Raw genomic sequence first — 13,336 nt, forward strand, 5'->3', positions numbered from 1 at the left:
TTAAATTTCATTGACAAAGCAACAAAAATACTTTCTCAAGCCACAAACACTACAAAAATATTATGTAAAAAAATTATAAATAAATATAAACTATGTAAAAACAATAAATAAAATAATAAAAATATGTACAAACTATTAATATATAATAAAAATACTATACAAAGTATAAATATAAACTATGCATCAAATTATATAAAACGATTGAAGGGCCTAATGCTACAAAAAAAATTCAATGGACTACTCTACAAACAAAAGTATGAAAATAGATACTACTCCACAATACACACTTTTTTCATGAAAGTAGAAATAGATATAATATATCTAGATAAAAAACAACAGCTACAAGAAATAACAACACTAAAACCAAATAAAATACATATACCACAAAAAAATAATACAAGATACATAATAGAACTATTCCCAAAAACCATAAAAAAATACAAAATAAGACAAAAAACAAAATTAAAAATAATAAAAATAACATAATACATAAACAATCAAAAAAAAAGTAAAGAATAAAACATGAAATTTAATAAACCCAAAATAAACACACAAAAAACAACAATACAAGCAAAAAGTAAAATACAAACAGCAATGAACACAACCCGCAACAAACTAAATATGGGAACATTTAATCCAGATGCATTTACAATAGAACACCTAACAATAAAAGACAGACGAATACCTAAAAAATTCAACAACTACACCCTAGTCCACCTAACAGATATACATCTGGGCCAATGGATAAACAAAACAAAACTAGATGGAATAGTTCAATTAACAAACAACCAAAATCCAGATACAATACTACTAACAGGAGACTATCTATCATATCAAACAAAAAATTACCTCAAAGAACTGGAAACAAGCCTTAAAAAACTCAATCCAAAGGACAAAACAATATCAGTACTTGGAAATCATGACCACTGGATGGATGCAAAAAAAGTAAAAGAAGCTCTAAACAATGCAAATATAATAAATCTTGAAAATGATGTCTATCCACTACAAAAACAAAATAAAACACTGCAAATAGCAGGAGTAGACAGTATAACATTACATAAAGACGATATAGAAAAGGTAAAGGAAAAACTAGAAAAAAATACGCCAGCTATAATGCTAGCACATGAACCAGACTTTGCAGATACAACAAGTAAACTCCCACAATTCATACTACAACTATCAGGACATAGTCATGGAGGACAAATAACACTACCCCACATTGGAACACCAATAAGAGGTAAAAATTTCATAAAATACCCAATAGGAAAGTATCAAATAGAAAATTTAACACAATACACAAGTCGTGGTGTGGGCACAAATGCATTCTGGATACGAATAAATTGTACTCCAGAAATAACAAAAATAACACTAAAAAGTAGATGATTAAATGAAAATATTATGGGCAATAACAGGAGCAGGACACCTACTAAAAGAAAGTATAAAAACACTAGAAAAACTATCAGAAAATAACCAAATAACAATCGTAACATCAAAAGCAGCAAAGGAAGTACTAAAACTATATGGCTACACAAAAAACATAGAAGAAATAATAGAAAAAAACAAAGAAAATCAACTAATAACAGACAAACAACAACAATACAGCTACCCTTTATCAGGAAAACTAACACATAATAAATATGATATAATAATAATCAGTCCCACAACAGCAAATACAACAGCAAAAATAGTACATGCAATAGCAGACACACTAATAACAAACATAGCAGCACAATCAGGAAAAGGAGAAATACCCCTAATAGTAGTACCAGTAGACCAAAAACAAGGACATATAACAACAACAATACCACCATACATAGACAAAGAAAAATGTAAAAAATGCACCCCCTGCCCTGCCCAACGAAGTTGTCCAACAAATGCAATAATACCCCCAGAAATAAATACAATAAAATGCATAAGCTGTAAAAAATGTAAAGAAACATGTCCTTACCATGCAATAAATACAGATAAACAAATAAAGCTCTACATAAGACAAATAGATGCCCAAAATACAAAAAAATTAGAAACAATAGAGAATATAACAACACTCTACAAAGTAGAAGATATACCAAAAGAAATAAAAAGAATTTTAGGATAATTAATCATCATCCCAAAATTTCAACATCTCATTTTTAAAGAATTTATGAAGATTTTCTGCACCAACAATTTTATTATTCAACTTCCAACAACTAGGATATAAAATAAAAGGTTCCTGTTGTAGGCCACCAACACCACCATGACTACCAATTAATTCCTCAAAAGCATAAACCTCACCAGTATCCTCATCATAACTACTATTAACAAGTATATCTGGAACATGTTCAAAGGAATCAGTACGTCTTAAGTGATTAGCCACATTATCACCAAATTTATCTAAAAAGGGCCTACCTTCATATTTATCCTCATCAAGATAATAAATACTATCATCACATAAAACAATAGAACCATAAACTGCTGATTTAACCATGATAAAACCAATACCATTATGAGATGCAAGGCTAGATAAAAGTCCTGGAAAAGCATCCTCAATCTGTTCATAAGTTAATCTTACAGACCAATCAGTAAAATAAATCAATCCAAGATTACCTGATGCTAGAACAATACTTTGAGCAGTCTTATTAGATGTAATAATATCATCATATAATTTAAAATCACTACTAACTTCTTCAGTTAAAGTTCTAAGCTTATCAAAAACAGGCATATCTGAATCAATAATAGAATACCTCTTTTTTAAAGTTTTAAAGGAATTTTTCTCCTTAATATCCCTAATACAAAATTTAATTCCCTCAATAGTATCATCAATCCTATCTTTATTACCCCTATATTTTTTAAGACCAAGAGATTCATAGAAATGATCATCATTAGAATGAAGAATACTATGAACAGTAATATTACTAGGAAGATTTCTACTAACTAAATCTTCCAAAGTATAACCAAACTTCTGCTTAAATGTAGGTCCCCCTGACTGACCATGATCAGATAAAACAACCAAATGATAATTATTACCAGATTCATAAATACTTCGATTTAACTGCCTAAACTGCTTATCAAGATGATTCAAAGCATAAAAAGCATCCCAATCACGAATACCAGAGTGATGAGCAATTTCATCATAACCCATATATGTAGCATAAATCACATTATATTTACCACTGAAAATATCACCAATAAGAGAAATGGTAGTAGCCTCACGCATAACAACATTAGCTCCAGCTCTAGCAACAAAATACGATAAATTTCTACGAAGTCTTGGATAAACACTACAAACAAACTGACGAATACGAGAAAATAATTCTAAACAAACATCCCCCATAAACAACACAATAATTCTAGTAATAAAATATGGATTAGAATACAAATAATACCATGTAGTTGTAAGAAGAGATCTTTTACTTGCAAACTTACTGAATGTTAAAATATAATCACTAGCATCCCCTGAAAAGAGATTAGACCTACTGGCTCCATTAAATGAGAGCAAACCCCTACCATTAGATATATGATTTTCAATATAAGTAGAATCAGAAAAACCATTAGAAGAAACAATTCTATTATTATTTTCCTTTTCAACCCATCTGAAAGCTGGAATATCTTTATTATTACCATGTAAAATACCAGCCTGAGAAGCACCAGTTTGACTAGAAAGATCAGTCTCCCAAGAAGTAAGAATATGAGAACCCTCATCAATCCAACTTTTTAAAGTAGGCATATCCCCCTTTTCAATAGCTTCAACAAGAATATCTTTTGCTAAACCATCAATTTCAAGGAAGATAAAACCATCCTTATCACGAATACCCCTAGAATTTTGTAATTCCTTCTTTAAAATACTACTATAATAGAGTGAATCCTCATGAATATCTAAAACAATCGATACAAAAGAATTAATAATAGCAATAAGAAGTGGAATTGTAAATAAAGACATACCCCCAATGGAAACACCTGGAATAAACATGTCTAAAATCCATAAAATAAATCCATCAAAAATAAAGGTACCAAAACCAAAAGTAACAACTAAAAATCGTAGCGAAATATATGATAAAATCGGCCATAACAATCCATTAAAAAAAGATAACAATAAAACAATAATAAATGCTACAACAAATGATGGAACAGTTATACCACCAAAAATAGAAACAAAAACTAAAAAAAGAACAACATCCACAAATAATAATAAAACATATTTCATTACTCTTGAACTAAAACCAATAACATCCACAAACACTCCCCCCAGAACAATAAAATAAAAAAAGAAATATTCCATAAAGGGAATATTTTCCAAAAAATCAACTAAAATTCAATATAATCATAACCTTCACAACCTTCATCAAATGCATAATGAACAGTTGTGTAGTCTTGCATAAACTCAGTTACATCTTCTTTAACATCTTTTTTATCCATAACAACTTGTTTAATGAATTCTGCAACTTGATCCATTTCATCTTCTTTAAATCCACGATGTGTTAATTCTTGAGTACCCATTCTAATACCAGATGGATTATCACTATCATTTACATCATCCCATGGAAGTAAATTTTTATTTAATATAATGTTATTATATTGTAAAGTTTTAGCCATTTTAGATACATCACCAAGTTTAGCTACATCCATAGCAACTTGATGTGATTCAGTAAATCCTTGATCTTCACATAAAACATTGAATCCTCTTTCATATAAAGCTTGAGCTAAAGCTTTAGCATTACTAATAGTTTGATTAGCATAATCCTTACCAAACTCTAACATTTCAGCAGTAGCAACACCTAAAGCAGCCATATGATGAAGATGATGATTACTTACAACACCAGGGAAAACACAGTTATCAACTTTTCTACCAATTTCTTCCTTACAAAGAATAATACCACCCTGAGGTCCAGGGAAAGTCTTATGTGTACTACCAGTAACTATGTCAGCACCCTCTTTAACAGGATCCTGGAATCTTTTACCAGCAATTAAACCTAAAACATGAGCAGCATCATAGATGATTTTAGCACCAACTTCTTTAGCAACATCTGCTACTTCACTAACAGGTTGAGGGAATAAAAATAAACTACCACCAAGAACAATAGCTTTAGGTTCTTTTTCCCTAATTTTTGATAAAGTTTTATCAATATCAACATTCATTATAGAATCATCCATTGGAACAGATGAAATTTTTAAACCACGAATACCTGCAGCACTAACACTAGCATGACTAATATGTCCACCCTCAGGAACATTAATAGACATTAATAAATCCCCAGGTTTTGTTAAAGCAAAGAAACTTGCAAGGTTAGCAACAACACCAGAAGTAGGTTGAACATTTACATGTTCAGCATCGTATAACTTTTTAGATAAAGCTATAGTTTCTTCTTCAATAGCATCAATATAATCACAACCCTCATATAAACGTTCACCAGGTAAACCTTCAGCATATCTGTGGGATAAATCAGAAGCAACAGCTTCTCTAACAGCTCTACTAGTAATATTTTCACTAGCAATTAAGTTTAAACTATTTTTCATCCAATTATGATGATCTTTTGTTAAATTTTTAATTCTTTCTGCTTGTTCCAAATTAGACATTAATTTTTTTCCTCCAAAAAAGACTCAATGCATATTTTTTTCTAAATAAATATAAATGTGACATGTTGGATAAAAAAATAAAAAAAATTTTCCAACTATAATAATATACTATATAATTAATAATATAACTAATTTTTCATAGAAACATGAAAAAGAAGGAGAATGTGCGAAAATCATAGTTTGTCGTGATCAATAATTATTATTTTTTGACTAGAACATTTTTTTATTACTTTTTTTTGTTTTTTAACTTAGATCTATTACTTCTTTTTGTTGTTTTAGTATTTCAACACAATCCACCAGTTTCTCAATAAAAAAACAAACATAATTTTATGGAATTAATTTTCTAATATATGTAGGTAATAAAAAAGTTTGATCAATAGTATCTTCATGTAAAACCATGAAAAACAAATCCATAAAATATATTTTACTATATAATATATTATAAAACGTTATATATAACTATTCTGTAAAATACTCCTTAAAAAATCATTTTAAACTTTAATTATAAACTTATAACAAAAAAATAGAAAAATATAACGGATAATTATAAAAACAAGTAAATATAAATAAGAAAAAATTATTAATTAAAAATTAATTATCGCACACCCTCAGAAGATACAAAAAAAAGTCATAAAATACTATAAAAAAAGACTAAAATCCTAAAGTAAAAAATATAGAGGGAAAAATCCCCCATTCTTTACCAAGTTATTAAACTTAATTGAAAGCTGCTTCAATTTGAGCTAAAATTTGTTCATCTCTGAAGTGAGCTTGATCTAAAGCACCAGTTGGACATGCTCCTACACATGTTCCACAACCTTTACATAAAGCTATGTTTACTTCACATTTACCATCAACAATGGATAAAGCTTTAAATGGACATAATTCAACACAAATTTCACAACCACCACAGTTATCTTTAGATACTTCAGCAGTAATAGGTTCAATTTCTACTTCTCCTTGGATCATAGGAATTGCTGCCCTTGCTGCTGCACCTGAAGCTTGAGCTACAGTATCAGGAATATCTTTAGGACCTTGAGCTACACCAGCAAGGAAAATACCATTAGTCATGGTGTCAACAGGTCTGAGTTTAGGGTGAGCTTCCATGAAGAATCCATCTGCACTTTTAGATAATCCTAAGATTTGTCTTAAATCATCCATACCTTCAGGAGGTACTAAACCTACAGATAAAACAACTAAATCATAAGTATATGCTGTTGATTTACCTAATAAGGTATCTTCTGCACGTACTGTGATTGTTTTATCTTCATTTTCAATAAGTTGAGCTGCTTTACCCCTAATAAATCTGATTCCGTATTTTTCTTGTGAAAGTCTGTAGAACTCTTCATAACCTTTACCAAATGCACGAATATCAATGTAATATATAGTTACTTCAGTATCAGGTTCGTGGTCAACACATAATTGTGCGTTTTTCATTGCATACATACAACATACTCTGGAACAATATGGATTTCCAACTTTTTCATCACGAGAACCTACACATTGGATGAAAGCAATTCTCTTAGGTGTTTCACCAGAGGAAGGTTGGATTACATGACCTTGTGTTGGTCCAGAAGCATTTATGTATCTTTCAATTTGTAAACCAGTAATTACGTTTTCAGCTTGATCAAAGATATATTCTTCTTTTTCTGTTGGATCAAAAGTATCGTAACCTGTTGCTACTACAATTGTACCAATATCTAATTCAACTGTTGTTGGTTCTTGTTCATGATCAATTGCACCTATTTCACATGCTTTATCACATAATTTACATCCAATACAGTAATCATCATCAATAGTAGCTACTAAAGGTACTGCTTGTGGGAATGGAATGTATGCTGCTTTTACCATACCAGTTCCTTCATCAAAGTAGTTAGGCATTTCAATTGGACAAACTTCTTGACATACACCACAACCTGTACATGTTACTTCATCTACAAATCTTGCTTTTCTTTCTACAGTTACTTTAAAGTTACCTATGTAACCATCAACATCTCTTACTTCAGAGTAAGCTAAAAGTTCAATATTAGCGTGTTTACCAGCATCTACCATTTTAGGTGCTAAAATACACATTGAACAGTCAAGTGTAGGGAATGTTTTATCTAATTGTCCCATTCTTCCACTTAAGGTTGGTCTTCTTTCTACAAGGTAGGTTTTGAATCCCATATCACCTAAATCAAGAGCTGTTTGAATACCTGCAACTCCACCACCAATAACCATAGCAGTTTTTTCTACAGATACTTTTTCTGCTGTTAATGGGTTTAATAATCTTGCTTTTGCAACACCCATTCTTACTAAATCTTTTGCTTTTTCAGTAGCTCCTTCAGGATCATCTCCGTGTACCCAGGAGTCTTGTTCCCTAAGGTTTACGAAATCAAATAAGAATTCGTTTAATCCTGCTTCTTTTACACATCTACGGAATGTAGGTTCGTGGAGACGAGGACTACATGCTGCTACTACTACTCTGTTTAAGTTTAATTCTTTAATATCATCCTGAATAAGGTTCTGTCCTGGGTCAGAACACATGTATTTGTATTCACGTGAAACTACAACATCAGGTAAAGTTTCTACGTATTCAGCTACTGCTTTACAGTCTACTACTCCACCAACGTTTACTCCACAGTGGCAGGTGTATACTCCTATACGTACTTCTTCATTATTTGCCAAGTTAAATCACCTATTTAATTAAGACTATGATGTTTAAAATCTGTTTTTTTTAAAAAAAAACTTATAAAAAACATTTGTTAACTATTAAAAATTTAACAAATTATATCCTATACTGTTAGATTACTAAAACAATATATTTATACTTTTATCATGTTTATATAAAAACGAAACAATAAAGTAAAATTTAAAAAAAAATAAAAAAAGAATTATACAACAAATGTTATGATTGCAGTCAAAGTAACTAAACTTAACAATACATCTGTAAAAATACAAGAACTCATTAACTTATTATCCAAATTATAAGTAATAGACAATACCAAAGCATTCATTGCAGTAGACATACCTGCCTCTAAAACAGCAACATTAAATGCCAATCCAGTTAAATGAATAGCACTTAGAATTCCAAACATAAGTAATGGTGATACAACTAAACGAAGAAGAGATATCAACAATGAATCTTTAAGATAATGTTTAATCTCCCTGAAATCAATAGTTAAACCTAAAGACAACATAATAAGAGGAGTAGTTGAATTACCAAGATAAGTAAATACATTCTTCAAAACATAACCCATTTCTATGTGTGAAAAATTAAATAATAAACCTAAAATAACAGCCCATAATGGAACAAATTTTAAACCATTCTTCACAACATCTTTTTTATCTCCACCAAACTCTCCAACAAGTATCATACCAAACATTACAAATAACACTGTTGTTGCTAGATCATAAAATATTGCATTTAAAAAACCTTCATTTCCAAATACACCTAAAGTAATTGGAAAACCTATAAAACCTGAGTTCATCATTGCTGCTGCAATCATTAAAGTCCATGTTTTAATCTTAGAATAACCTCTACTTCTAGAGAAAAGATAAGCAAGTAACATACAGACCATACTCACAGCAAATGAAGCTACAGGCAATATTGCCATATTTGAATTAATATGAGCACTTGAAAGATTTACAAAAATCAATGAAGGCAAGCTTATATTTATTACTATTTTTGATAAAGTTGTACTATCTTTTGCATTTAATACATTATTTCTTTTAAGAGCATAACCTATTATAATCATGATTGTTGGAATCAATATAATTTCAATAGGGTTTACCATAAATATCGCGTCCTTCTATTAATGCTAATAAGATTTGTTGTAGATACTATTTAAATATAATAATTAAAAAAAAGATGAATTATATTAAAATTATTTGTATGTGGCCCTATAAAACTAGAACCCCGCCTTGAAGTGTATCAAGTAATACTTTCTAGGTAATACTTAAAGTAAGTAAATTTACTAGACTATCCCCCATCGCCCACAGGTTGATTATGATTATGACATTTCTATTGCTTTATATAGAATATTTTTTGCTGCATTAATATCCCTATCATGATATGTGTTACATTTAGGACATTCCCATTCTCTCACATCTATTGTCACATTATTATTTATTCTTTTACAATTACTACAAGTCTTCGTTGATGGATAATTTTGAGGTATCTGTATAAATGTTTTATTATTTAGTTCAGCATTAATTTTTATTAGTTTTATTAGTCGTGCCCAATTCATATTATATATACTATGACTATATCTTCTATTTTTTATCATATTTCTAATATCTAATGATTCCATAGCAATAAAATCATAGTCTTTCACTATTTCCATTGCTATTTTATGTAGGTTATCCTCAATAATATTTGTTCTTTTAATATATAATTTATGTAGCATCAACACTGTTTTTTGGTAATTCTTACTATTTTCCTTTTGTTTTGATAATTTTCTATTATATTTATTTATCTTTGATTCTATTTTTGATATATTTGGTGGTTTAATTGATTTACCATCTGACATTATTATCAAGTTCTTTATTCCCAAGTCTATTCCAACTTTTTTATTTGTTTTAGGATACTCTGTTATTGAAATATCACTACATTTTAATATTATAAACCATTGACTATTGTGTTTTTTAATTATAACTTCCTTAAGTTTTCCTTGAATTTCACGTTTATCATGTAGTTTAAATGTTCCATAATCATTTAAATATAATCTTTTACATTTCAATTTATCTTTGGAGGTGCATTGGAGTCTAAATGATTGTGTTGATGTTTTTTTAATAAATTTTGGTTTTTGTGATAAGCCAGTTTTATAATTATTTATTGAATCTAACAGTCTATGATATGCATCAATAAGTATAATTTTATCTACTTGTTTTAGATGATTATTTTCTTTTAATAATTGTTTTAAAATATCATAGAAATATTTATTTGAATATACTACCTTTTTTCCAGATTTTAGATTTTCTTTATATTCTTTTTCATAAATTAATTTAGATTTATTATAAACATAAGCATACGCTACAAAATTTGTTTCAAATAATTCTATTTGTTTTTTATTAGGATATATTCTACATTTATAATATTTAGATATTTTCTTCATAACTATATTATTCTAATTAATAATATTTCATTAATAAGATATATACTTTTCTAATAAAAAAATAATTTTAATATAAAATGTTTAAAAAAATAATAAAAGTTTTAAAAACTTTTAATTTTCCAAGGTATTACTTACACGTTCATAATCTTCAATATTATGGAATGATTTTGTCGCATCTACACCTATTTTAGTTGTGGTACCATCTATTTGTGCTACAGGATCTAATGATGAACCTCTTGCTTTTGGTATTATTATTATATCATCATCACCTTTTACACGAGTTGCAATAGCATATTCAACATCAACTGCATCAAATATATTTATATCTTCATCAACTATAACACAATGTTTAAGTGAAGGATGTGCAGATAATGCAGCCATAAGTACATTTTTAGCATCGCCCTCTGTTTGCTTCTTAATTGATACTACTGCATGTAGCCAACAACATCCACCTTCTGTTAATACTACATTTTGCACTGTTGGAAGAGTATTTTTTACACTATTATATATACGTGGTTCTTGAGGGAGTCCTTGTAATAATTTATGTTCATTCCCAGCTGGAAGAATTGCATGATAATATGGATTATCTTTATAATGCATCCTTGTAAGTTTTATTATTGGTTCTTCCCTTATTTTATCATAAGTATCTGTTAAATCAACAAATGGTCCTTCAATTTTACGTTCATTTGGTAATATTTTTCCTTCAAGTAAAATTTCACACTCTGGAACTTCAATATCAACAGTTTCACATTTAACTAAAGTTAAATTACCCTCTTTAAATGTATTTGCCACTTCTAATTCATTTTCAGTGATAGGAATACTTGTTGTACTAGCAAGTAATGTTGAAGGATTTAATCCTATTGCAATTGCAATTTCCAATGGTTTGTTTAATTCTTCAGCTTTTTTATAATAAGTATATAATTGTCTAGGTACTATTCTAATTCCCAATTCATCGTTACTATTAACTAACATTCTATGAATAGATGCATTGGTTTGACCATTTTCTGGATCTTTTGCTATTACGACACCTGCTGTAATATATTTTCCCTTATCTTTAGGATAATGTTTTAAAATTGGTATTTTTGATAAGTCTACATCCATATTATTTGAATAAACTTCATCAAAATTCTTAATATTTGTTATTTTTGTTGGATTTTCTGTTGCTTTTATTATATTTTCAGTAATTTTATCAACAGATGTATTTATAGATTTTGCTATTTTATCCCTAGTATTGCATATTCCAGAAATTATATTCATATTTGAATCTTTAATATTTGTAAATATAACCGTATCAGTTGGATGTTTTTTAAGAATAGATGTTATTTCATATTCTGTTGATACTTCTTCAGAAATTTCTATAATATCATCAGTTATTTCATCAATTAAACGAGACATAATTTTTAACTCCTATACCTATGTTTATTCATAATAATTATTTCTATGTAATGTTTTCATGTATTTATATAATGATTCTTCAATATTCTCATCATATACTGATAAAATTCTTGCAACATATAATGCAGCATTTTCCCCAGCATCGACCCCCATAGTTGCTGTTGGAACACCCGGAGGCATTTCAACCATTGACAAAAGAGAATCTAAACCAAGTTTTCCAGTATTGCATGGTACTCCAATTACTGGTTTTGTTGTATGTGATACTACTGCTCCTGAAAGTATTGTTGATAAACCTGAAACAACTATGTATAAATCTATTTGATTATCCACAGTTTTCATATATTTTTCAAGTTTATCAGGTGATCTTGTTGCAGAAATAACCTTATATGCTGAAGGTATTTTTATAACATCAAGTGTTTGTGTTATTTTATGAACTATATCCATGTTAGAATAATTTTCAGAAATTATAAGTACTCTTGTATCTTTTGAAACATTTAATACTTTATTAACAGATGGTCTTTCATGTTTAACCCCTTCAGTTCTTGTATAATATTTTCCAGCAATTTTCTCAATTAATTCTTTTTCAGAGGTTTCCATTTTATGATTATATGAATTACGTTTATCTACAAGTGCTTCTCTCATTTTTTCATCATTACATGCTATGATTTGACAAGCAAGCCATGCAGCATTTTCTCCCCTATCGATACCCATTGTTGCAACAGGTGTTCCTAATTGCATCTCAGTACATGATAATAATGCATCCAATCCTTCTATTTTGCCATTTACAGGTACTGCTATGACAGGTTTTGTTGTATATGATGCTATTACTCCGGGAAGATGAGCAGAAAGTCCTGCAATACCAATAAATACCTCTATTCCATCAACATAATTGGTCATTATATCTTTTATCCTATTATGAGTTCTATGTGCAGAAGCTACTCTAAGATCATATGGTACTTTCATCTGTTCGAATACTTTCACAGTTTTTTCTGCTATCTTATAATCAGATCCACTTCCTAATATTATCATCACTTTAGCTTGAGTAATTTTAATTCCCCCATTATTTACATAATTAGTTTTATTAAACACATCATGAAAATTTTATTTAAAATGTTATATTTTATTATCTATTTAAAGTTATTCTTTAATTTTTTTTGAGTGGTTTTCCAGTTGCTGGGTCTTGAAAAAGTTTTGATCAAAAAAAATTTGAAAATTTATTTGAAGACGTAAAATTTTATTTATTATCTTAATTTTTATCAAAATAAGAAAATAACGTTACACTTGAAATACACGACTCA

The 13,336-nt window shown here is 28.9% G+C and carries 10 protein-coding genes; 3 read left to right on the forward strand and 7 right to left on the reverse strand.

All coding sequences use genetic code 11. The annotated features are described in order from the left end of the window. Window positions 1-123: 123 nt before the first annotated feature. From BZ132_RS07090 to BZ132_RS07100, 3 genes are read left to right on the forward strand one after another with little or no spacing between them, the layout of a single operon-like run. Window positions 124-486, forward strand: a complete 363-nt coding sequence (locus BZ132_RS07090; protein ID WP_048059773.1) for a DUF192 domain-containing protein — start codon at window positions 124-126, stop codon at window positions 484-486. Between the two features lie 36 nt (window positions 487-522). Beyond that, complete coding sequence (locus BZ132_RS07095) at window positions 523-1,383, forward strand: metallophosphoesterase (protein ID WP_011407041.1); 861 nt, start codon at window positions 523-525, stop codon at window positions 1,381-1,383. A 4-nt stretch (window positions 1,384-1,387) separates the two neighbouring features. Then, window positions 1,388-2,095, forward strand: a complete 708-nt coding sequence (locus BZ132_RS07100; RefSeq protein ID WP_011407042.1) for a flavoprotein — start codon at window positions 1,388-1,390, stop codon at window positions 2,093-2,095. Here the strand turns inward: BZ132_RS07100 and BZ132_RS07105 are convergent, their stop codons facing one another. From BZ132_RS07105 to purE, 7 genes are all read right to left on the reverse strand, one after another. Further along, the gene (locus tag BZ132_RS07105; protein ID WP_112149757.1) at window positions 2,096-4,255 is read right to left on the reverse strand and encodes a phage holin family protein; all 2,160 of its coding nucleotides are present in this window, start codon (window positions 4,253-4,255) and stop codon (window positions 2,096-2,098) included. 26 nt (window positions 4,256-4,281) lie between these two features. Then, window positions 4,282-5,550: a serine hydroxymethyltransferase gene (glyA, locus tag BZ132_RS07110; RefSeq protein WP_011407044.1), complete on the reverse strand. Its 1,269-nt coding sequence runs from the start codon at window positions 5,548-5,550 to the stop codon at window positions 4,282-4,284. 714 nt (window positions 5,551-6,264) lie between these two features. After that, entirely contained in the window at window positions 6,265-8,214 is a 1,950-nt protein-coding gene (locus tag BZ132_RS07115; protein ID WP_011407045.1) for a CoB--CoM heterodisulfide reductase iron-sulfur subunit A family protein, read from the reverse strand. A 206-nt stretch (window positions 8,215-8,420) separates the two neighbouring features. Then, complete coding sequence (locus tag BZ132_RS07120) at window positions 8,421-9,323, reverse strand: AEC family transporter (RefSeq protein ID WP_112149758.1); 903 nt, start codon at window positions 9,321-9,323, stop codon at window positions 8,421-8,423. A 216-nt stretch (window positions 9,324-9,539) separates the two neighbouring features. After that, window positions 9,540-10,643 (reverse strand): RNA-guided endonuclease TnpB family protein, encoded by a 1,104-nt coding sequence (locus tag BZ132_RS07125; RefSeq protein WP_286940700.1) that lies wholly within the window; start codon window positions 10,641-10,643, stop codon window positions 9,540-9,542. Window positions 10,644-10,754: 111 nt separating this feature from the next. Further along, window positions 10,755-12,026 (reverse strand): UbiD family decarboxylase, encoded by a 1,272-nt coding sequence (locus tag BZ132_RS07130; RefSeq protein WP_048059917.1) that lies wholly within the window; start codon window positions 12,024-12,026, stop codon window positions 10,755-10,757. A 36-nt stretch (window positions 12,027-12,062) separates the two neighbouring features. Continuing rightward, window positions 12,063-13,067, reverse strand: a complete 1,005-nt coding sequence (gene purE / locus BZ132_RS07135) for a 5-(carboxyamino)imidazole ribonucleotide mutase (protein WP_048059774.1) — start codon at window positions 13,065-13,067, stop codon at window positions 12,063-12,065. Between the last annotated feature and the right edge of the window lie 269 nt (window positions 13,068-13,336).

The sequence above is a fragment of the Methanosphaera sp. DEW79 genome, from assembly GCF_003266085.1.
Lineage (GTDB): Archaea > Methanobacteriota > Methanobacteria > Methanobacteriales > Methanobacteriaceae > Methanosphaera > Methanosphaera stadtmanae.